The organism is Nitrospira sp. (assembly GCA_030692565.1).
Taxonomy (GTDB): domain Bacteria; phylum Nitrospirota; class Nitrospiria; order Nitrospirales; family Nitrospiraceae; genus Nitrospira_D.
On sequence record JAUYAO010000047.1, the window covers coordinates 18,592 to 38,824 of the forward strand.

Here is a 20,233-nt window from a genome sequence, read left to right on the forward strand (position 1 = left end):
GCTCGTGCTCTGCGGAATCTCGTCGCACACGGGATATTCACTCCCTGGGGAGCGCACTCAGTGAGTTTGAAGGCGGCAATGGCGTTCGATGATCTAGCGCAATGCCTGTTGCGCTACTCCGAAAGTCGGTTTCGACGGCACTGTCTTCAAACACGAGCAACAACATGACCTTGATCTACCTCGCCTATGCCAATGGGCGCAGCACGTCGGTTGGTCTGACTGCGGCACCGGATGGAGACAGGAGAAGGAACTCATGAAAGAGCGCTCTATTCCACAATGTGCAGAAATCACGCTCCCCATCGGATGCGAACCGCCAATCGTTCACTGTCCTATTTGTGGAAAACCGACTCTTGAGCCAGAAGGTGGTGGAGCCACTCCGTGTCGTCACGTCGCATTCATATACGTGGGCATAGCCGGAGAATTTGAATACGAATCTGACGAGTTCAAAAGTAAAACCCAAAGTATCGAAGACGAAGAATTTACATTATTTACCTTCAGGGAATTCCTGCAAAAGTCCGACTATGGAAATGAGTTGCTCGTGCTGGAATTCACGTCTGGAGGAATGGCCTGTGGGCCAGTTCGACGTACGGATGTTTTTGGTTTTGACTACGGCACACTGGAGCAACCTCATGATTCCTAAAAAGAACTCTCTTCTGAAGGAAGGTTCCTCTGCTGAGTTGCAGTCACTAAGGGTTCCGGTAAGCAACTCAGCTTGGGCGAGCTCTTATTAGTTTAAGCGGTTGGTTCATTCCTTCCATAGGGTAAAAATGATGCGCACGATTCCCTCGAAAGCATCTGGGTGGGTAATCAGGCTCTCAACGGGTCCCTAGGTTGCAGACCTCTTTCCGTACCGGCTTCCATTATGAACTTCTTAACGAATACGCCGCCTTGAGATGCCACTCCGATACCTTACAAAATCCCGCTTTACGCTTGCCACTGAATGTCCGACAAAACTGTATTTCACGGGCAAGGACACTGAATATCAGAATCTCAAAAAGGACGATTCGTTTCTGGAGATGCTGGCTGACGGAGGATTTCAAGTCGGAGCCTTAGCCAAGCTCATGTACCCCAACGGGCAAGGCATTACCGCGAAGGATCATGCCGCTGCTGAGGAGGAAACGAAAGAACTCCTGAAGCGCGACGAAGTCATCTTATTCGAGCCAGCCCTTCGTCACGGAGACCTCTTCGTCCGGATCGACATCCTGGCTAAACGGAAGGACGCGTTTGATCTCATCGAGGTTAAGGCGAAGTCGTATAAATCCTCCGCCCCCGAGATCGAAGGCAAGCGGGGTGGAATCACCTCGGGGATGCTCCCGTACATCCATGACCTCGCATTCCAGACCCATGTGCTCCGTTCCGTCTATCCCAACTCCCGTATTACCAGCTCTCTGTTGATGCCTGATAAGTCAAAGAAAACCACCATTAATGGGTTGAACCAACTATTCAAAATCGAACGCCAAGCTGGAGCAGTAAAGGTTGACGTAGCCTCTCGTGCCTTGAGTGAAGGATGTGGCGACGATGTCCTGACTCTGGTGAATGTTGATCGGTATATCGCAATGGTGATGAGGGAAGGGATTACGTATCCGGGCGGACACGGATTGTTGCCGGAATTGGCCGCTCAATGGGCTCAGGCCTATAAAGCCGATTTGCGGATCGCGCCTTCGATTGGGTCTCAGTGCGCCCACTGCGAATTCCGAACTGAGTCGAACAATGGCCTCAAGAGCGGATTCAAGGAGTGCTGGACGCGTACCAATAATTGGACAGATGAAGATCTAGAACAGGGGATGGTTCTGGATCTCTGGAATTTTCGAGGCAAAGATAAGCTGATCGGCAAGGGAGTAGTCAAGCTGAGCCAGGTTCGCCAGGAAGACCTCAACTATCAGAAGGGTGATCGAGGGCTCAGTAACTCGCAGCGGCAATGGATGCAAGTCGCCGGCATACCTCAAGCGGTGGACAAGGGCGGCTTTTATCTCGATGCAGATTTCATGAAAGCGGAGATGCACCAGTGGACGTACCCCTACCACTTCATCGACTTCGAGACCTCCGCTGTGGCGTTGCCCTTCTATAAAGGCATGCATCCCTACGAACAGGTTGCTTTCCAGTTTTCGCACCATGCGATGGAGTCCGACGGCAGTGTGCGCCATTCCCATGAATTCCTGCTGGCGAAGCCCGGGATTTTCCCGAACTACGAGTTTGTCAGAAAATTGAAGGCGGCGTTAGAAGGAAATACCGGCACGGTCTTTATGTGGAGCCATCATGAGAACACCATCCTCGAACGAATAGCCACACAGTTGAATGACGATATAGATCCGCCCATCGACAAGAAGAAGCTGGTGGAGTTCATAGGCAATTTAACCAAGGAGGGTGCGCGGGCGATGGTCGATCTGAGGGTCCTGGCTCAGAAGGCCTACTTTCATCCAGACACCAAAGGGAGCAATTCCATCAAGAAGGTGTTGCCAGCGGTTTTGAACACATCGGACTATCTGCGTGCGAAGTACAGTCAGCCGACTTACGGGGCTGCAAATGGTATCCCGAGTTTGAATTACAAGGATCAAGCCTGGTGGGTTCAAGATGCCAACGGAAGGGTGGTTGACCCGTATGACTCGCTCAAAGTCTATGCTCAAGATTTATTGGGCGTTGATGCTGGTGATGCAATCACGTCAGAGGAGTTTGGCATTGCAGAAGGCGGCGCAGCCGCGTCAGCTTACGCAAGGCTCCAATTCGAGAGCTTAGATGAGGCAAGTCGTCAACTGATCGAGAAAGCGCTACTGCGTTATTGCGAACTCGACTCTCTGGCAATGGTGATGATTGTGGAAGCCTGGAAAGGTGTAATCGATGCTTAAATCGAGTCGATGATGGCGTTCTCAAGTGCAAGAACCTTGGGCACTGAGGAGGAACATCGTGGCGGTGACAGATAAGTGTTAGGCAAGGGGTCGCACCTCGGTGTATCGCATTTCATTTCGGTTGGATCGGTCGCAACAATTTTATGCTGGAGGCCTGACATACAATGGGAGCTATGTTTATTACGCAGCCAACCGGCGAACTGATGAGATTGAATAAGACGGAGTACGACTCTGAAAAAATGCTTCAATCGTTGTTAGCCAACTATCCAGACATATTGGCTAGCGAGGCGCAGAGTGGAGCCTCTCGAAAGTGGATGTTAGTCAAACAAGAACTGGGTATTCCAGATAGCCGTGATGGTAAGGACCGGTGGTTTCTTGATCATCTGTTTCTCGATCAAGAGGGGATTCCTACCTTCGTTGAAGTGAAACGCGAAGCGGATAGTCGTATATACCGAGAAATAGTCGGTCAAATGCTCGAATATGTGGCGAACGCAGACGCGTACTGGCAACCGGATCATATAAAGCAGGTTTTTCAGGCACAATGCCAAGCCAAAGGGTTAGACGAATCTGACGAACTTGAAACGAAACTGGGTGTGGAGGATCCACATGAGTTTTGGAACAACGTAGAAAAAAACCGACGCGCAGGGCAGGTACGGCTGGTTTTTGTTGCGGATGTCATCCCTCAAAGATTACAGAGAGTTGTTGAGTTTTTGAATGGCCAGACCGATCCCGCCGAGATATTCGCGATAGAGGTTGGACAATATACCGACGAGCATCAAAAGATACGCATTCTCGCTCCAAAAATAATCGGCAATACACCCAAGGCGCAATCTGTAAAGAACCATGACGATCGACCCAATACTTGGCCGGAAGCATTGGCTCAAATTCAAAATGAAGATGTCAGGAAATTCTTTCTAGAGGAGTCGGAGAGATGTAAGAATAACCCTGCCATCAAGGGTGCCCCAGCCCTCAAGAAAATTTACTATGAATGTCAAAGGCTACGTCGCTGGAGAATACTCGCTAATCAATCTGATGTGAACGTGTACCAGCAAATGCGTTTTGAAGACGATCTGTCTTTTTGGAAGCGCCGATTCCCAAACATCCAAATCAGGACAACGGATGACCATAAGCAACTCTCATTCAATTTGTCTCGTCGCGAAGAATTGGACCTCTTTAGGCGGGTGATTGAGAAGGAAGGTCCAAAGCTAAACTTTCTTCCCCGTAGTAAGGCGGGTGATCCCGCTTGAATTACCGTGTCCTCAACGGACGGCGGAATAGTCAGCGTGGAAAGAGATGTGGTCGTTGCTTGACTTTGCACTTCGATAAACGATGCCCCAGTGAGATCCGCGCCAATGCCGCGACGGCTTAGTCCCGCGACCTTAGGCCTGCAACCGTCGCTTACTAGGAGCCTGTCCGACATTGACCCTAGGCCCCCTTGCCAGGAGCCTTCGACTCGTGTAATGAGCAGAATACACTAGCTATTCTATAGGAGTCCCTGCGATGCCTGGACGAACGTTTCGCCCCTACGATCAGGAGCAGATCTTCTTGTTGCCGCCCTCGCTTCGGGAGTGGCTGCCGGCAGACCACCGGGCCTCCGTCGTGGCGGACCTGGTCGAGGACTTGGACCTGAAGCCCATCCTGACGACCTATGGCGGCGTGACGCGGGGCAGCGTTCCGTATGATCCCCGGATGCTGGTGGCCGTCTTGCTCTATGCCTATGCGGTGGGCGGAGGAAACAACGGGGACATTCTGAATTTCCCGGCGCGTGGCGGTCCGGCGCCTTTCTCGCTGCCTCACCGCTCATCCAACCCATTCAACCGTTCCCCTTTCCCCAACTCCCTCTCGAACCTCACGTTCATACAATTACTATCCCCCCCCCCAACCGCAGTGGTAACCATGTCTGAGGGAAAACAAAGGTGCCGGCAACCATTCCAAGTCTCAAATTCGTTGGACGGTTGGCGAGGCCAGGATGGCGGTATTACTTGAAGCAGTTTCTTGCACTCAGCCCTTGCCTTTTGTGTCAGACGCAACTAGTCTTTCGGCCCAAAAGGACAAAGCCAAGGCCTAGAGAACTTGAGCATGACCCTTGATGAGATTAGACAGCTTGTTCGGGCAGGTCGGTATGAGGTCAGTATTCATGCACAGCAGGAGCGGCTGGAAGATGACCTGGATATCGGTGAGATTGAAGCGGCGTTACTCCAGGGAGATCTCATTGAGGAGTACCCAAACGATCCACGAGGCCCAAGCTGTCTCGTTGGCGCCTGGCGGGAGCCAAACCGATTCATGCTGTGCTAGGATGGGCTACGACAAAACAACAGGCTGGGCGTACCCTCAGAGTGATCACCGTGTATATTCCCAAGCCGCCACGATGGAAGGACCTTCGCACAAGAGGAGCCAGGCCATGACGACCTATGCAGACTGTACCTTTTGCGGCGGTGAGGTAGAGGAACGGCAAATCAACTACGATTACCGTCGTCGCGACCACCTGCTTGTACTGCAGAACGTGCCGGCCGGCGTCTGTCGGCAGTGTGGAGAAAAATATTTCACCCCCGATGCGCTCAAGCGGATGGACCAAAGCTTCCATAATATCTTCGAGCGAGACCAACAGCCTGATCAGGTCTTAGACGGGGAAGAAACAACGGGGACATTCTGAATTTCCCGGCGCGTGGCGGTCCGGCGCTTTTCTCGCTGCCTCACCGCTCATCCAACCCATTCAACCGTTCCCCTTTCCCCAATTCCCTCTCGAACCTCACGTTCATACAATTGCTATCCCCCCAACCGCAGTGGTAACGCATTAGTTACCATATCTGCGTCGGAGATCCGGCCAGCTGAAGGTTGCAATCGTATATGTTCCGGTGAGGCTTGCGCCAATGCGGCGGCAGCTTAGGCCCGCGACCTTCGTTCACTAGAAGAGCTGATCGGTCGGCTTGCTGAAGTGATCGAAGGCAAGCTTTGTCGCTTGGCGGCCGCGGCCGGTGCGGTCGAGGTAGCCGGCTTGAATGAGGTAGGGCTCGTACACATCTTCCAGCGTCCCTTTCTCTTCTTGCACCGCTGCGGCCAGGGATTCCACTCCGACCGGTCCGCCGTTGAACTTTTCGATGATGGTCATTAGGATCTTCCGATCCATATCATCAAACCCGGCACTATCGACTCCCAACCAGGCCAGAGCATCTTGAGCCACCTGTCTGGTGATATGCCCTTCGGCCTTAATCTGTGCATAGTCCCGAACACGCCGGATCAAGCGATTCACGATGCGAGGCGTGCCACGGGCTCTTCTCGCAATCTCTGCGGCACCGGCATGATCGATCGATGTGCCTAACACACCGGCCGACCGCGTCACGATGCGCTCCAGATCGGTCGGTGAGTAGAAGTCGAGCCGATAGACGAGTCCAAACCGGTCACGGAGCGGAGAGGTCAGCGCGCCGGCTTTCGTCGTGGCTCCGATCAACGTGAATTGCGGGAGATCCAGCTTGACCGTTCTGGCCGCAGGCCCCTGCCCGACGACCAGATCGAGTTGGTAGTCCTCCATCGCCGGATAAAGCGCCTCTTCGACCGAAGCCGGCAACCGGTGAATTTCATCGATGAAGAGGACATCGTGCTCTTGGAGATTCGTGAGGATCGCCGCCAGATCGCCGGCATGAGTCAGCACGAGCCCGGAGGTTGAACGGAGCGACGCTCCCATTTCCTTGGCGATGATGTGCGCGATCGTCGTCTTCCCAAGACCGGGAGGGCCGTAGAAAATCGTGTGGTCCAACGCCTCACCCCGCTGCAGGGCCGCATCGATGCAGATACGCAGCGACTCTTTCATCCGCTCTTGCCCGACGTAGTCGTTGAAGGACTGGGGCCGCAGCACGTTTTCCATGCTGCGGTCATCGTCGGTGGTCCGCTGTGCGAGCAGCCGTTCAGTCATACAATCTCTTGCGACAGTGCTACTTGTTGTCCGGGGCCTGCTGAAAACGCGGGACTGGCGGCAAGGCTCCCTGCCCAGGTTGACCTGCGCTCCCGCAATAAGGAGGACAGGTCTTTGCGCCTTGAGTGGGATCGGGAAGATTCTGTTCCATCTTCTGCAACTGACATTGCGACAACCGTCCCCCATCCTTATTCCCGCAACGGGAGGGGACCGACGAACTGCCGATCTCCGAATAACCCTCGGGGCAGGAACCGCACACAGGAAGCATGTTGGCCCCAAGTGGCACACACTGGACCAGCGTTGGATCCCCATCTTTACAGACTGACGGAGCCTGCGTGGTGCCGGTGGTCGCGTACCCATCGGGGCACGTTCCACAGGTCATGCGAATGCTCTTCTGCTCGCCAGCCTCCTGCGCCCATCCGGCAAACGAGACCCCTAAGAGAATTCCCGCCACCAAACTGCACTGGACCATCGCTCGTGCGCGCATAGATATACTCATCGTTTACCCCCTCGCAAGTTCTTTCAAACCCTCACGAATCAATTCCTTGAGACCAGCCTGACTCTCGACCGTCTTAGAGACTCTCTTCAGGGCGTCTTTGACATCTTGAGGGCGATACCCAAGATTGACAAGAGCCGAAAGCGCATCATCGTAGGGACCTGCCGGGACCGCTGGTTCCTCGATCGTTGCGGAAGTCAGACCGGAATGAATCTTCACGATCTTCTCTTTGAGTTCGAGGGCGATGCGAGCGGCCGTCTTCTTCCCGATCCCCGGAATCGTAGCGAGCTTCTCGACATCCTCGGATTGAATAGCACGGACGAGCTCGGCGAGTGGAAGCCCAGACAAGACACCGAGCGCGAGTTTCGGGCCAATACCGGAGACAGTCGTTAACAGTAGAAAGGCTTCTTTCTCGCTCAGTGAAAGAAAGCCAAACAACTGGATCGCGTCTTCGCGCAGATGGGTGTGAATATTGAGCGCGGCGACTTCGTCGAGATTCGGCAGGGCGTAGTAGGTACTCAGCGGAATATGGACTTCGTAGCCCACACCCTGCACATCCAACGTGAGGTGGGTCGGCGCCTTAAAAGCCAGCCGCCCCGTTAGAAAGGCGATCATCGTGGCTCACGTCTCGTATGGCAGATAACGGCTGAACAAGTCGGCACTTATCCCGCCGCGGCGGCGGCCACCTTCTCCATCACTTCCTCTGAGATGTCGAAATTAGCATGGACCTTCTGGACGTCATCATGTTCGTCCATAGCTTCCATCAGCTTGAGCATCTGCTCGGCGGCTTTTTCTTCAAGGCGGATTGTATTCTGGGGAATAAAGGTGACTTCAGCGAGCGTCGTCTCGATCTTGGCGTCCGCCAAAGCCTTTTTCACGGCTTCAAATTCGTGGGTGCCGCAAATCACTTCGAAGGTCTTGTCGCCCACCTTCACATCCTCTGCGCCGGCTTCGAGTGCCAGCGTGAGTAACTGGTCTTCGTCGGCCTTCCCCTTGTCGATCGTCAGGAGGCCCTTCTTGTGGAACTGCCAGGCCACCGCCCCGGCTTCCGCCATATTGCCATGATTCTTCGTGAAAATATTGCGGATCTCCGCCACGGTACGATTGCGGTTGTCGCTGGTGATTTCGAGCAAGACCGCGGTGCCACCGGGGCCGTAGCCTTCCAACGCATACTCCTCGTACGCCACACCGGGAAGTTCTCCCGTTCCGCGCTGGATGGCTTTCTTAATCGTGTCGCCGGGCATGTTGGCTTCTTTGGCCTTTGCGATCGACAGGCGCAGGCGCGGATTGCTGTCGGGGTCACCACCGGTGCGAGCGGCAATGGCGATTTCGCGGATAATTCTTGTAAAAACCTTTCCGCGCTTGACGTCCTGCGCGCCCTTATACCGCTTGATCGTCGCCCAATGGCTATGTCCACCCATGTGTCCCTCGTCTATGTCTTTGAAGCTCTCAACTGATGTGAGACCACAGCCCACGACTGTATGCCCCACCGTCGTAGACGTAGCATAGGCCTTTGAAAGGTGTCAATCAATCGGGAACCGCGCAGAAATGGCCCAGGCTATTCAGAGTAAACCAGAAGCTGGAGACCGATGAGAAGGATGAGACCCGCCCAGATCGTCTCCCAACGGGAACGAGACCATCCCATGAAGACGCCTCTCCACGCGGAAGCGAGCTTGCTGGAACCGGCCAACACCGCCAGTGTACCCATGACGGCATGATGCATCGCAATCTTTTGGGCGGCGGGATGAGCACCGTGGGAATGGGCAAACAGCATGATCCCGCCGATCATGGCAAACAGCGGAAGCGGGATCATCCAGCTGACGTGGGCCAACCGATCAAGACGCCGATACAGTTCAATCAGGCCCACGGTCAGGGCAAGGAGGCCATAGGTCTTATGCTGGAGAATTTCATGATCGTTGCCGAAAAATGTCTCGGAGAAACTCAGCGGTCCGATGGGCCAAGCTTGATGATCGCTCCAAATCAGCAGAAAGGTAGCCATTCCCAGCAAGGCCACCGGCAGGAGCATTCTCGCCCAGCCAAGCGAGGAAGACCGCAGCGCCTGCGCCATCTCAGTAAAGCCGATCAGGAGCACGAAGAGTCCGGCGAGATGATGATTGAACTCCGAATAGGCCACGCCGGCCTGAGACCCTTCCCAGCCGTCCGACGTAGAAATGGACCCGTGATGATCATGGCCATGCTCCAGAGACAGCCCAGCAGCCACGTCATGACCCGACTCACCATGCTGAGCAAAGATCGGCGCACCGTCCAGGCCTAACAGCAGGACGACGAGCGAGCAACACAGCGCCCACAATCCGGCAGGATTTGACCGGAGGGACGCTCCAAAGGCGGACGCTAAAGGAAAGGCCCATCCGATATTCCGGATGGGCCTCTGGTGACCCTGGGGCATGAAGCTCCTGTTTACATAAACTTCATAAACTTGTCTTTGGTCTCATCCATGACTTGCGCGGTGATCGTCACCAGGCCGCGCTCTTTGGCCACACGTTCAATCTCTTTTCTCGCCATAGGCCGAATGAAGTCGGGGATGTTCTCCAGCCGCTGCTCGGCTTCCCGTGACCAGGTCATCCCATTCGGCGAGTCGGTCTTTGAATCATCCATGACTTGCAACGTGATGGATTTGAATCCGTTCTTCCGCGCATAGGCCTCGACGCTGCTCTGCACCATCGGTTTCACGAAAGCCGGCAGCCGATCGAGCTTTTCTTTGGCATCGGCCGTCCATGTGAAGTCTGAGGATGCGGGAGCAGTTCCATTGCCCGGCTTCCCGGTGCCCGTCAAGCCCATTTCCGCAACCATCGCGGAGAAGGGACAACCGCCGCTCGCTTTTTCTCCGGCTTTTTCCGGTGTCGCCGCTGACGCCGCCACCGGCTGCCCGCCCTGGATCTTTTCGTTCAGATAGGCGCCCATCTGCCCGGCGCCGGCCTGGGCCTCATCCTTGAGCGTGCCCCGCGTCATTTCAAATGGCTCAGCCGCCACCGTGCGACCGCCTAATTTGACTCCGAGGGAGCTGACCATCTGCGTTTCGCCGGGATTGGTCACCATCGAGAACTTGGCGTTGCAGGATGGGCAACCGAAAAAGACGCCCAGCGATCCCTCGCCGGGCTTTTCAACTTTTTCGAAATTCATATAGGTTTCGCAATTGAGACAAACAAATTTCATAGGAACTCCTCTCGCATCTCTCGGATCACAGCTTATCCGCCAACACCTTCTTGTAATCGAGCAACGTGCGGATCCGCCCGGCTATTTCCTGGTACCGCTGAATGGTCGGATAAGTTTCGTCGAGCAACGGCTGGCCCTTATCGAATGTTCGGGCGAGTTTTCGATCAAACGGAACCCTCCCGAGGAGCGGAAGATCGAGCGCTTCGCACATCGCTTCGGTGTTACCTTCAAACAACTCATTGACTTCACCGCAGGACGGACACCGGTACTCGCTCATATTTTCGACGATGCCCAAGACTTTGATGCCCATGTCTCGCGCGTAGGTCACCGATTTCTGCACCACATCCGACGCCACTTCGGAAGGTGTCGTCACGACAATGGCTCCGGCCAGGTCGGGGATAAACCCGGCGATCACCGGCGGCTTATCGGCTGCCGCCCCGGGAGGCAGATCGGCAAGCAGATAGTCCAGCTCGCCCCATATCACATCGGAAAGGAATTCCCGAATCACATTCATTTCCATCAAGCCGAGCCAGACCGGACTCACATCCATCGGCCCCTTCCACCGAACCGGCGACGCATCGTCGAGAAAGAAGTCCATCGACGCTACTTTCACGCCAAGCGGGCCAACCGGAGGGATGGCCCCCTGTGGAGTCATCTTCAATGATTGCCCATGCAGACCGAGCATGCGCGGCACGCAGGGCCCGTTCAAATCGACATCGAGCAACCCGACCGTCGCACCCTGACGGGCAAAGGCCAACGCCAAGTTGACCGTCGTCATGCTCTTCCCGACGCCGCCCTTCCCGCTCATGACCGCCAGCTTGTACTTGATGCCGACCATGCGGGCATGGACCTGTTTGGTCTGCTCGGTAATTTGCTGGAGGACCTTGGCATCATCGGAATACTTCAGTTTGCCAAGAATGGTCTTGAGGTCTTTGTCAGCCGCCATACAAGTCTTTCTATCCACAGGCTAAACGATGCAGGGCGGTACGGTAACACAGCGGTTTCTGGGGAGTCAAACCAAGCGAAAGGTGGGGGTCCTATAAGAAAATGAACTTTGCGGAACCCTCTTTCTTTCGACCTCGCGCACTAAATCGAATACTGAAAGGTCGGCTTGGCCCCGATCGCCTGAGCCAGTACACCCCGTTTCTTGAGCTCGTCCATAATTTGCTTGGAGGCTTTATCCAGATCCGTCGGTCCGCTCAAGACAATGTCCGTATTCGGCGGCGGCTCTTCACTGGTCTTGCTCATGTGGACCGCGATCACCGGGGCAGGATGGACGAGCGTCCGGATCGCCTGCACGGCCTCTTTATAGTGCATGCCGAATGGATTGGTGGTGGAGACCACGATCAACCCGGTATCGATGAGCAACCGAGCGACTTCACCATACCGCCTGGCCATTTCATCGGTCTGCCCTCGTTCCTCGTCAGTCAAATCTGCATCGAGTCCACGGCGAAGATTCTCTCCGTCCAGCAGATAGGCATGCCGCCCGTCAGCCACAAGCCGTCCCTCTAACTGCCTGGCGAGCAGGGACTTGCCCGTATGTCGCCCACCGGTAAACAGAACGATGGCGGCACGATGCCCGTACTGCCGCGCACGGTCCTCGACGCCGACTTCGCCTTTGACCCAGGCGAAATCTCTGCGCCGGGCTTCCTCCCGCAAAATCTCTTGATCATCGTGAATCAGTTCCGTGACGATGCCGCCGCCGGCGATATCATATTCATCGACGAGGACAAACCGTCCGGTCGCTTCAAACGAGGCCGAGAGATCGAACGCGACCGGCGTCTTCGTCCGCAATGTCAGTTCAGCCACCTGATTCTTGTTGACCGTCGTGCTCCCCTGTTGCTGCGCTAGATCCATCGTGTCGATAATCCGGTGAATGGTCGCCACTTCGCAGTCGACTTCTTTATTGGCCACCCGCAGCTGATATTTGCGGCCGCGCTCCAGCGGACGCTTCCCCAGCCAAAACAGATTGGCGCGAAACGCCGTCGAGACAGACGGCAGATGGTCCTGATGCGTGGCAATCTCTCCGCGCTCCACGAAGATCTGCTCGTCGAGCGTAATGCCGATCGATTGACCGGCATAGCCTTCCGTCAGCGGCGGATCGATGTTGAAGGCTTCGACCGACCGGATATTGGCCCGCTTGTTCGACGGGGAGAACACCAGGTGATCGCCGACTTTCAACTTCCCGGCGGTAATGCGACCGGCGACGATGCGGCGAGCATCGAATTTATATACGTCCTGGACAGGGAACCGCAGCGGCTGTTCCGATCGTGCCGCTTCCTTCTTGAAACGACTCAGCTGATCCAATACCGTCGGCCCGGTGTACCACGCCATGTGGGTGCTGCGATTCGCGATATTATCGCCGAGCTTGGCGCTCACCGGAATAATGCATTCCGGCACGGCCTTAAACTGGCCAAGAAACTCGCGATACTCTTTCTCGATACCGTCGAACACATCCTGCCGATACCCGACCAAGTCCATCTTATTGACGACCACGGCGAACTGCCGGACACCCAGCAGCGATAGCAGATAGCCATGCTTCTTGGATTGCTCCTTCACACCCTCCAACGCATCGATCAGCAGCAGCGCCGCCTCCGCCCGCGCAGCGCCCGAGATCATATTCTTGAGAAATTCCTTGTGGCCCGGAGCATCGATGATGATGTACTGGCGCCCCTTCCAGATGAAGAAGGTGCGCGCCGTATCGATCGTGATTCCTTGCTCTTGCTCTTCCAGGAAGGCATCGAACAGGAAGGCATACTCAAACTCCTTGCCCTGCTGGCGGCAGATCGCCTGCACCTTCTCGAGCTTGCCATCGGGCAATGACCCGGTGTCGGCATAAAGCCGTCCCAGCAAGGTAGACTTGCCGTGATCGACATGCCCGACAATGACGATATTCAGACTCTCCGAGGGCTTCTGTGTTTGATTATCCATAGTTACCTTCTCTTATAGAGGATGATCAAAAAGGCCATCCAACAAGGCCCGAGGCGAATCGAAACCGGACGCGTACCCTTGCGGTACGTTGAGGATTTCGATGAGCCGAGAACGAAGTTGGGGACCTTTTTCATCCTCCTCGTTACATGTACCCGTCTTTTCGGAGCAGCTCCATGCCTCGCCCCTCATCCTGGGCGCGGCCGGCCCGTTCGGCCACCGTCGTGTGACGCAATTCGTCAATGATCTCGTCGACCGTCTTCGCGGTCGACTTGATGGGCGTCGTGCAGGGCGCGCAACCGAGGCTCCGGTAGCGAGTACCCTCGCCCTTGTCGAGATACAAATCCATGAAGGGAATATTTTCGTACTTGATGTACTCCCAGATATTGATCTCCGTCCAATCCAGCAACGGATGGATGCGAATATGGGTGCCGGGTGGGAAGGTCGTCTTGAACTGATTCCACAATTCGGGCGGCTGATCGCGGAAATCCCAGTCGCCATGCTTATCGCGGGGCGAAAAATACCGCTCCTTCGCTCTCGTCCCCTCTTCGTCCGCCCGCACACCGAGAATAATACCGGTGTACCCCTTCTGCTCGATCAGTTGCTTCAACCCGTTCGTCTTGAGGGCGGTACAACAGGCGACACGGCCCATTGTATGATTCATGCCCGCCGCCAAGGCTTCTTTGTTTTGCCCCACCACCAAATCCAAACGCCATTCCCGCGCAATCCGATCGCGGTATTCGATCATGGCGGGAATTTTGTAACTCGTATCGACGTGGAGCAATGGGAAAGGCACCTGCCCAAAGAAAGCCTTGCGGGCGAGCCAGAGCAGCACCGTCGAATCTTTGCCCATCGACCAGAGCATGCCCAGATTGTCGAAATTCTTGTAGGCCTCGCGAAGAATGTAGACGCTTTGATCTTCCAACTGACGAAGATGGTTCACGACCGACGACCTTTCCATTAGCAGGCTGTTGATAAAGTCCACCGGCAGCGTTCTCTCGGCGCTCAGAGACTCCACGTACCACAAGAGTACGCCTCGCCTCTTCGCTCGCTGCGGCCTTGCTGGACAGCCTTCCTGAACAGCCTGTTAGTTATCCCCGCTTACCCGCCGCAAGAGGCGTCTGCACCAGTTCATCCAGCTTGCGTCCGGCTGCGCCGCTTTCGAGAGCGACGCGTGCCATCGGCAGACAGGCCGGTAACGTAGCCCCTTTGCCGGCGGCATACAGCAGCAACGCCGCATTCATCAAGACCCAATCTTTCGGACCGCCCGGAATCTGATTCTGAATAATTCGTCGCAACAGCTCCGCTTCCTTATCCTGCTGGCCCGGAGGGAACCCGGCCATGTCGCGAGAGGTGCCCAGCGCCAATCCGAAATCCTTCGGCGAAATCCCTAACGGAGTGATCCGCTCATCCCGCAACTCCAATACCCGGGTCGCCGCCGTGACGGAGAGCTCCGGATCGCCTTCGACGCCCCGAATGACCAGCGCCCGCGGACAGCCCAACATCCGCAACACTTCCGCCGTTTTTTCGAAATGAGGCGGATGCGATAACCCGATCACTTGCGCGGCTGCCCGCGAAGGATTCAGTAAACGGGCAATCGGATGGAAGAGATTGCGCACCCCGATTTCCTGGCGCATCTCCAGAAACCGATAGAGCGGCGGATGGTACATCCCGATATCGAGATAGACGAATCCTTTTTTTGTGACTGCCTCGCCGGCCATCTTCGGGTCGAGATCGATCGGAACTCCGAGTGCCTTCAAGACACCCGCAGCACCCGGACGCCCGGGAATGCCGTCATACCCATGCATCACGATCGCCGCGCCCGCGGACGCCGCCACGATCGCTCCGGCAATCAAGCCATGGAAGGTCTCTGACTTGCCTGCATAGCTCGGCACATCCACCACGGCCAACTCTTTGGGAATCGACAGCGGAGCGACATAGGCGCGCGCCGCCGCCGTAAAGGCCGCCAGCTCCGAGACCGATTCCATCTTGAATCGCATCGCCATGAGAAAGGCGCCGATCTGCGCCTGCGTCGCCTGGCCTTCGATCAAGAGCTTCATGACCTGTTTGGATTCATCCCACGTCAAGTCTTTGGAGGCTCTGGGCCCCTTGGCAATTTTTGCAATAAAATCTTGAATAGGCATATTAGGTCTTGTGGAGCCCACACTCGGTCTTGGTAAATGTTTTCCAACGTCCGGCACGCGGATCTTCTCCCGGCGCGACCGGCGCAGTGCAATGGGTGCACCCGATACTCGGATAATTCTGATCATGCAGCGGGTTGTAGGGCACCTCATAGACCTTGATGTAAGTCCAGACGTCGGCCCAGGTCCAGCGAGCCAGCGGATTCACTTTGACCAATTGGAACTTGCTGTCCCATTCGATCAACCCCGCATTGGCTCTCGTCGGCGACTGATCCCGCCGGATTCCGGTGATCCAGGCCTCATACCCCTTCAATACACGCGTCAGCGGTTCCACCTTCCGTAACTGGCAGCAGCGATCCGGCTCCGTCGACCAGAGCGACGGCCCATGTTGCGCCGCCTGCTGATCCGGAGTCAGCAACGACTGCACCTGAATGACCTGTGTCGGCTTCAGCGCATACTGCTGAATGATGCGATCGCGGGTCGCATAGGTTTCGGGAAACAAAAAATCCGTGTCCAAGTAGAACAGCGGAATCGAAGGATCGACGCGATGCACCATGTCGACCAGCACGACATCTTCCGCACCAAAACTGCAGGCCAAGACGATTTTCGGCGTGTACTGCTTGATCGCTTCCCGCAATACATCTTGCGGCTGCTGAGATTCGAACGCGTCACTCGCGCGTTTCAACTCCTCCACCATCTCTGGACTTCCGCTGCCAGTCATAGCCGTGCCCTGACTCCCTTAGCCGTTAGCCTTCAACTTTTTCCACGAGAATGCGATAGTGCGCGGCCTCCGGCTCCAGCGCTTCCTGGAGGAGCAGGAGATGCCCGTCGTTCTTCAAACTCATCGGCACATTCTTGATCGGCTCACCGGCGTCCAGCCAGACTTCGAGCTTTTCGCCCGCGTCCATCATTTCGAGCTTGAGCTTCGTCTTCACATAATTCAGCGGACAGGCGACCCCGCGGAGATCGTACACCGGCGCCCCGGTTGGTGCAGGAGCGGCCGACACGACCGGCGCCGCCGCAACCGCTTCTTTCACAGATGCTACGGTTTCTTGGGCCGGCGCAAGCTTCAAATCTTTCCCCATCTGGTCTGTCGCCGCGCGACAGGCATCGACGAACCCCTTCGCGAAGACCATCTTGTCACGCGCCGACTCCGCGGTCGTATCCTTCGGGCCGAGATCGCCTACTTTCTTATTGAGCTCGCGATATTGCGCAGGAATGGCGCCCCTCTGCGCGATCCGGCGATCGAACTCAATGAACGTTTCCGAGTCGGTCGAGGGCTCGAGTCCCTCCGTGACCAACATGGCTTTGGCCGCCGCCAACACCGCACGATACGACTTATTCACCGACACGGAATACTGATGATTCTCGACCAGCAGCTTGGCCTGATACAGCTCCTGGTCTGCCTCAAGAATCCCGTTCTCAATCATCTCCAGCGCACCGCCGGCGCATTCGCCGGGACCGAGATCCTCCAGGATGAACTCTGCTTCTCCTTCCCAGTCGTAGTAGAAGGTGGGATCGTCCTTATACGCAGGAACGATGGTGTAGGGGATCAGTTCGTCCTTGAGTTTATTTTTTCCGGCGCGCGCGATGAAGGCGGAGAGGGTTTCCTTCGGCAGGCGATCCCGCCGATACACGGTGACAAGATGCGACAGGGCCGCCGGCACAGACTTCGCCGGCAGCTTGACCGTCATCTGCCCGATCTTCGGAGTACCATCTACTTGCCCGCCGAGGTGCAGCTCATAATGCGGCGCCACGTGCTCCCCCAACCGCTTCCCGACGCCATGCAACCCGATCGTCGAGATGTGGTGTTGGGCGCAGGAGTTGTGACAGCCGCTAATCTTGATACTGACGTCCGAGAGATCTTCGGGCACCCGGCCGGCCGGGAACACTTCGCCCAATGCGCGCGCGAGCCCTTTGGATGAGGTAATGCCCAGACCGCACGTATCGGTTCCGGGGCAAGCGATGATGTCTTCGACAAGTTCGGCGCCCGGATCGGCCAGCCCCTGCGCGACAAGATCCGCATGCAGCGATTCGATCTGCGATTCCGGGATCCACCGAATCACCATGTTCTGATTGATGGTGGTCCGGATGTTCCCGTTGGCGTACCGCTCCGCGAGGTCCGCCACGCCAAGCATTTGCTCAGATGTCAGATCGCCCATGAAGAGCTTGATCGCCGCCGTAACATACCCGGGCTGCTTCTGTTTGACGACATTCGTCCGCTTCCACATTTCAAAAGGCGTTTCGTGCCCGATGCCAGAACCAGACCCATTCCCATTCGACGACGAGGGGCCGGATCCATTCCGCGTCGGCATGATGAGCGGCACAGGCTCGTCCGCATAGGTAAGCAGCTTGATCGGCTCATGCGATGGTGTGGCGTACCCCATCGATTCGTAGGCAGCTTCCCAGCGCCGCTTAAATTCATCGAATCCCAGCTTTTCGATGACGAATTTCATGCGGGCCTTGTTGCGGTTCTTGCGGTTTCCGAGCGTATCGAACACCTTAATGACGGCTTCGATGCTTGGCAGCAATTCTTCCATCGGAGTAAATTCTCGCAGCACTTGGGCGATGCGTGGAGCCGACCCCAAGCCGCCGCCTGCGACCATGCGAAACCCGATCGTCCCGTCGGCACGTTTGGCGGCCAGCAAACCGACGTCATGAATCGGCGTCAGGGCGCAGTCCTGCTTGCAGCCGGACAGCGCGATCTTGAACTTTCTCGGCAGACTTTGATTCAACGGATTGCGCAACAGATGATAGGCGATGGTCTTCGCGTAGGGCGTCACATCGAAGACTTCCCCCTGGCAGACCCCGGCCAAATGGCAAGCCGTGACGTTACGAACCGTATTGGCGCACGCTTCACGCGTCGTCAGCCCCACCTCGGCCAGGCCGCGCATGATGGTCGGCACGTCCTTCAACTCGACAAAGTGCATCTGAATGTCCTGGCGCGTCGTGACATGCCCGACGGCGGTGGCATGGCGATCGGCCAGCTCAGCAACTCGTCGGAGCTGATTCGCCGAGATCCCCCCGAACGGAATTTTGATGCGGACCATCTGCACGCCAGGCTGACGCTGCCCATAAATCCCGTACTGCAACCGAAACGGCTTGAAGAGATCGTTCGAGACTTCCCCCGCCATGGTGCGAAGGGCTTCCGCCTCAAATGTTTCGATTTCCTCCAGCAGGGCGGGAGGAATCGGAGAGGTCTTGATCTCCGGTATGATCAGCTGATCTTGGGGGCTCATAAATATTTCTCCCTTGCCGCGACTAACACACCACGGTGCCGCCGGAACCAGCCTGCCGAATCAGATGTGATACATCGGATTCTGTTGCTGATCGAGCACCCGCTGGCGTTCAACCAATTGATCGATCGTGATAGCAGAGAGGACTCCGCGTTCCGCTCGATGCACTTTTTCCCACACCGCCCCGAGTAACAGCTGTTCTCTCGTATCACGGCGATTCTGCCCGGTCGCATTCTGTGATGCGTCGTGAAACACCGGTCCATCAAGCGCCTCAAGCAAATCGGCCACTGACAGCTCTGAGGGAGCACGCAAGAGGAGATAGCCCCCCTGTGCACCCCGCGTACTATCGACGAGACCGGCCTTCTTCATCGCATGCAGCACTTGCTCAAGAAATCGCACAGGGATTGATTGCCGCCTGGCGATGGCCCGTGCTTGAATGGGGACTTCTTTCCCATTCATGGCAAGGTCAACGGCAGCCAAGATTCCATACGTTGCGCGATGCGAAACTTTCATTCTTGATAATTCCGGTAGGAATTAATCTTTCCACGATATACAGCTCCCCGATCCCAACTGTCAAGCAACCAATTTCCCCGTTGAGAGAATTTCGATTCTCGCAGGGGAAGGCTCGACAATATTTCAGCCCGTGAGCCGCTTCCCGAGACTCTTCCATGGCGACGCCGACTTTCTGAAAATCGTACGCTCAGCTTTCCCATGACACACGAGGGGACACAGACTCTTCTCTCTACCCGATTTGCTCACGGCCGAGCCCCTACCAGAGAAATATCCATTTGACATCATGTCCACCCTGGGCAATAATCCCGCCCTCTTCTTCTCATGGTGCCCGCATGTCGGTTCCCACATCGGTTTTTTCCATTCTATTACTGACGGCGGATGCCGACATCCATGCTCAATTCAAAGCCGTTTTTGGAAACGCCTCCGTCACGATGGTTCGCGATGCAGCCTCGCTCCCCAAAGATCTCCCCAGACGCCCATATGATGCGGTGGTTGTAGAGGCTCGCCCAGGGCAAGGCCACTCCGAGGTGCTTCCTCCACGGATAGATCCCGCCCAAACTTTGGTCATTGTGGGATCACGAACTGTTCTGAAGCGGGCTCCGGCTATGCTCCAACTGATGAGCCAGCACCGCGAGGAAACCCAGAAGAGCAAGGGACACGATCTCTCGCTGGAAGATTTCCTCGACCAAAAAATGGGAGACTTCGTCAAGGGGATGCATCACGGCGCCGCCAAGAACCTTCATCCGATGCTGATTTCAGCCGTCGAACGCCCTCTGATCTCGTCAGCTCTGCGAGAAACCCAAGGCAATCAAATCCAAGCGGCGGAATTATTGGGCCTGAATCGCAATACGTTGAGAAAGAAGATTACGAATCTCCATATTCCATTGAAGCGGGGTCGCGTAAAGGCCACTGGCTCCTCCTAGTGCTGCGGTGCAGCAGGAGACTCTGTCTGGACAATGGGAAAGGCTTCAGGCGTTCGGCATCCTCATTCA

21 protein-coding genes are annotated in these 20,233 nt (G+C 56.1%); 7 read left to right on the forward strand and 14 right to left on the reverse strand.

All coding sequences use genetic code 11. The features are described from left to right. Window positions 1–253 precede the first annotated feature (253 nt). Window positions 254–640, forward strand: coding sequence for a hypothetical protein (locus Q8N04_12380; protein ID MDP3091470.1), 387 nt, complete (start codon window positions 254–256; stop codon window positions 638–640). A gap of 511 nt (window positions 641–1,151) precedes the next feature. Here Q8N04_12380 and Q8N04_12385 read toward each other — a convergent pair. Then, entirely contained in the window at window positions 1,152–1,346 is a 195-nt protein-coding gene (locus Q8N04_12385) for a hypothetical protein (GenBank protein ID MDP3091471.1), read from the reverse strand. Between the two features lie 48 nt (window positions 1,347–1,394). Between Q8N04_12385 and Q8N04_12390 the strand changes: the two genes are divergently transcribed. The 5 genes from Q8N04_12390 (at window position 1,395) to Q8N04_12410 (ending at window position 5,496) form a co-directional block, all read left to right on the forward strand. Then, on the forward strand, window positions 1,395–2,843 hold the full coding sequence (locus Q8N04_12390) for a DUF2779 domain-containing protein (GenBank protein ID MDP3091472.1): 1,449 nt from the start codon (window positions 1,395–1,397) through the stop codon (window positions 2,841–2,843). A gap of 173 nt (window positions 2,844–3,016) precedes the next feature. After that, entirely contained in the window at window positions 3,017–4,090 is a 1,074-nt protein-coding gene (locus Q8N04_12395; GenBank protein ID MDP3091473.1) for a hypothetical protein, read from the forward strand. Window positions 4,091–4,343: 253 nt separating this feature from the next. Continuing rightward, on the forward strand, window positions 4,344–4,829 hold the full coding sequence (locus tag Q8N04_12400) for a hypothetical protein (protein MDP3091474.1): 486 nt from the start codon (window positions 4,344–4,346) through the stop codon (window positions 4,827–4,829). A gap of 93 nt (window positions 4,830–4,922) precedes the next feature. Next, a complete protein-coding gene (locus Q8N04_12405; protein ID MDP3091475.1) occupies window positions 4,923–5,138 on the forward strand; it encodes a DUF4258 domain-containing protein in 216 nt (71 codons plus the stop codon). A gap of 106 nt (window positions 5,139–5,244) precedes the next feature. Continuing rightward, a complete protein-coding gene (locus Q8N04_12410; GenBank protein MDP3091476.1) occupies window positions 5,245–5,496 on the forward strand; it encodes a type II toxin-antitoxin system MqsA family antitoxin in 252 nt (83 codons plus the stop codon). 252 nt (window positions 5,497–5,748) lie between these two features. Here Q8N04_12410 and ruvB read toward each other — a convergent pair whose 3' ends face one another. The 13 genes from ruvB to Q8N04_12475 form a co-directional block, all read right to left on the reverse strand. After that, entirely contained in the window at window positions 5,749–6,753 is a 1,005-nt protein-coding gene (gene ruvB, locus Q8N04_12415; protein ID MDP3091477.1) for a Holliday junction branch migration DNA helicase RuvB, read from the reverse strand. Window positions 6,754–6,772: 19 nt separating this feature from the next. Further along, window positions 6,773–7,240: a hypothetical protein gene (locus Q8N04_12420; protein MDP3091478.1), complete on the reverse strand. Its 468-nt coding sequence runs from the start codon at window positions 7,238–7,240 to the stop codon at window positions 6,773–6,775. A 15-nt stretch (window positions 7,241–7,255) separates the two neighbouring features. After that, window positions 7,256–7,864 carry a Holliday junction branch migration protein RuvA gene (gene ruvA / locus Q8N04_12425; GenBank protein ID MDP3091479.1) on the reverse strand — a complete coding sequence of 203 codons (609 nt, stop codon included), beginning with the start codon at window positions 7,862–7,864 and terminating at the stop codon, window positions 7,256–7,258. 47 nt (window positions 7,865–7,911) lie between these two features. Beyond that, window positions 7,912–8,670 carry a YebC/PmpR family DNA-binding transcriptional regulator gene (locus tag Q8N04_12430; protein ID MDP3091480.1) on the reverse strand — a complete coding sequence of 253 codons (759 nt, stop codon included), beginning with the start codon at window positions 8,668–8,670 and terminating at the stop codon, window positions 7,912–7,914. A 137-nt stretch (window positions 8,671–8,807) separates the two neighbouring features. Beyond that, window positions 8,808–9,656: a hypothetical protein gene (locus Q8N04_12435; protein MDP3091481.1), complete on the reverse strand. Its 849-nt coding sequence runs from the start codon at window positions 9,654–9,656 to the stop codon at window positions 8,808–8,810. Window positions 9,657–9,667: 11 nt separating this feature from the next. Further along, entirely contained in the window at window positions 9,668–10,423 is a 756-nt protein-coding gene (locus tag Q8N04_12440; GenBank protein MDP3091482.1) for a PCP reductase family protein, read from the reverse strand. A 25-nt stretch (window positions 10,424–10,448) separates the two neighbouring features. Beyond that, a complete protein-coding gene (locus Q8N04_12445; GenBank protein MDP3091483.1) occupies window positions 10,449–11,369 on the reverse strand; it encodes an Mrp/NBP35 family ATP-binding protein in 921 nt (306 codons plus the stop codon). A 140-nt stretch (window positions 11,370–11,509) separates the two neighbouring features. After that, window positions 11,510–13,354: a GTP-binding protein gene (locus tag Q8N04_12450; GenBank protein MDP3091484.1), complete on the reverse strand. Its 1,845-nt coding sequence runs from the start codon at window positions 13,352–13,354 to the stop codon at window positions 11,510–11,512. A 142-nt stretch (window positions 13,355–13,496) separates the two neighbouring features. Further along, window positions 13,497–14,294, reverse strand: a complete 798-nt coding sequence (gene cysD / locus Q8N04_12455) for a sulfate adenylyltransferase subunit CysD (protein MDP3091485.1) — start codon at window positions 14,292–14,294, stop codon at window positions 13,497–13,499. A gap of 148 nt (window positions 14,295–14,442) precedes the next feature. Continuing rightward, on the reverse strand, window positions 14,443–15,495 hold the full coding sequence (gene trpD / locus Q8N04_12460) for an anthranilate phosphoribosyltransferase (GenBank protein ID MDP3091486.1): 1,053 nt from the start codon (window positions 15,493–15,495) through the stop codon (window positions 14,443–14,445). A gap of 1 nt (window position 15,496) precedes the next feature. Further along, window positions 15,497–16,213 (reverse strand): phosphoadenylyl-sulfate reductase, encoded by a 717-nt coding sequence (locus tag Q8N04_12465; protein ID MDP3091487.1) that lies wholly within the window; start codon window positions 16,211–16,213, stop codon window positions 15,497–15,499. Between the two features lie 25 nt (window positions 16,214–16,238). Continuing rightward, the gene (locus Q8N04_12470; protein MDP3091488.1) at window positions 16,239–18,731 is read right to left on the reverse strand and encodes a sulfurtransferase TusA family protein; all 2,493 of its coding nucleotides are present in this window, start codon (window positions 18,729–18,731) and stop codon (window positions 16,239–16,241) included. 60 nt (window positions 18,732–18,791) lie between these two features. After that, the gene (locus Q8N04_12475) at window positions 18,792–19,241 is read right to left on the reverse strand and encodes an Rrf2 family transcriptional regulator (GenBank protein ID MDP3091489.1); all 450 of its coding nucleotides are present in this window, start codon (window positions 19,239–19,241) and stop codon (window positions 18,792–18,794) included. 332 nt (window positions 19,242–19,573) lie between these two features. Here Q8N04_12475 and Q8N04_12480 point away from each other — a divergent pair, with 332 nt between their 5' ends. Next, window positions 19,574–20,164, forward strand: coding sequence for a helix-turn-helix domain-containing protein (locus Q8N04_12480; GenBank protein ID MDP3091490.1), 591 nt, complete (start codon window positions 19,574–19,576; stop codon window positions 20,162–20,164). Window positions 20,165–20,233 lie beyond the last annotated feature (69 nt).

Bases quoted from the DNA above. Each gene is read 5' to 3' on its own strand.
- Q8N04_12380 (MDP3091470.1), top strand. From the start codon at position 254: ATGAAAGAGCGCTCTATTCCACAATGTGCAGAAATCACGCTCCCCATC.
- Q8N04_12385 (MDP3091471.1), bottom strand. From the start codon at position 1,346: ATGGGTCTGGAATGCGAGGTCATGGATGTACGGGAGCATCCCCGAGGT.
- Q8N04_12390 (MDP3091472.1), top strand. From the start codon at position 1,395: ATGCCTGATAAGTCAAAGAAAACCACCATTAATGGGTTGAACCAACTA.
- Q8N04_12395 (MDP3091473.1), top strand. From the start codon at position 3,017: ATGTTTATTACGCAGCCAACCGGCGAACTGATGAGATTGAATAAGACG.
- Q8N04_12400 (MDP3091474.1), top strand. From the start codon at position 4,344: ATGCCTGGACGAACGTTTCGCCCCTACGATCAGGAGCAGATCTTCTTG.
- Q8N04_12405 (MDP3091475.1), top strand. From the start codon at position 4,923: ATGACCCTTGATGAGATTAGACAGCTTGTTCGGGCAGGTCGGTATGAG.
- Q8N04_12410 (MDP3091476.1), top strand. From the start codon at position 5,245: ATGACGACCTATGCAGACTGTACCTTTTGCGGCGGTGAGGTAGAGGAA.
- ruvB (MDP3091477.1), bottom strand. From the start codon at position 6,753: ATGACTGAACGGCTGCTCGCACAGCGGACCACCGACGATGACCGCAGC.
- Q8N04_12420 (MDP3091478.1), bottom strand. From the start codon at position 7,240: ATGCGCGCACGAGCGATGGTCCAGTGCAGTTTGGTGGCGGGAATTCTC.
- ruvA (MDP3091479.1), bottom strand. From the start codon at position 7,864: ATGATCGCCTTTCTAACGGGGCGGCTGGCTTTTAAGGCGCCGACCCAC.
- Q8N04_12430 (MDP3091480.1), bottom strand. From the start codon at position 8,670: ATGGGTGGACATAGCCATTGGGCGACGATCAAGCGGTATAAGGGCGCG.
- Q8N04_12435 (MDP3091481.1), bottom strand. From the start codon at position 9,656: ATGCCCCAGGGTCACCAGAGGCCCATCCGGAATATCGGATGGGCCTTT.
- Q8N04_12440 (MDP3091482.1), bottom strand. From the start codon at position 10,423: ATGAAATTTGTTTGTCTCAATTGCGAAACCTATATGAATTTCGAAAAA.
- Q8N04_12445 (MDP3091483.1), bottom strand. From the start codon at position 11,369: ATGGCGGCTGACAAAGACCTCAAGACCATTCTTGGCAAACTGAAGTAT.
- Q8N04_12450 (MDP3091484.1), bottom strand. From the start codon at position 13,354: ATGGATAATCAAACACAGAAGCCCTCGGAGAGTCTGAATATCGTCATT.
- trpD (MDP3091486.1), bottom strand. From the start codon at position 15,495: ATGCCTATTCAAGATTTTATTGCAAAAATTGCCAAGGGGCCCAGAGCC.
- Q8N04_12465 (MDP3091487.1), bottom strand. From the start codon at position 16,213: ATGACTGGCAGCGGAAGTCCAGAGATGGTGGAGGAGTTGAAACGCGCG.
- Q8N04_12470 (MDP3091488.1), bottom strand. From the start codon at position 18,731: ATGAGCCCCCAAGATCAGCTGATCATACCGGAGATCAAGACCTCTCCG.
- Q8N04_12475 (MDP3091489.1), bottom strand. From the start codon at position 19,241: ATGAAAGTTTCGCATCGCGCAACGTATGGAATCTTGGCTGCCGTTGAC.
- Q8N04_12480 (MDP3091490.1), top strand. From the start codon at position 19,574: ATGTCGGTTCCCACATCGGTTTTTTCCATTCTATTACTGACGGCGGAT.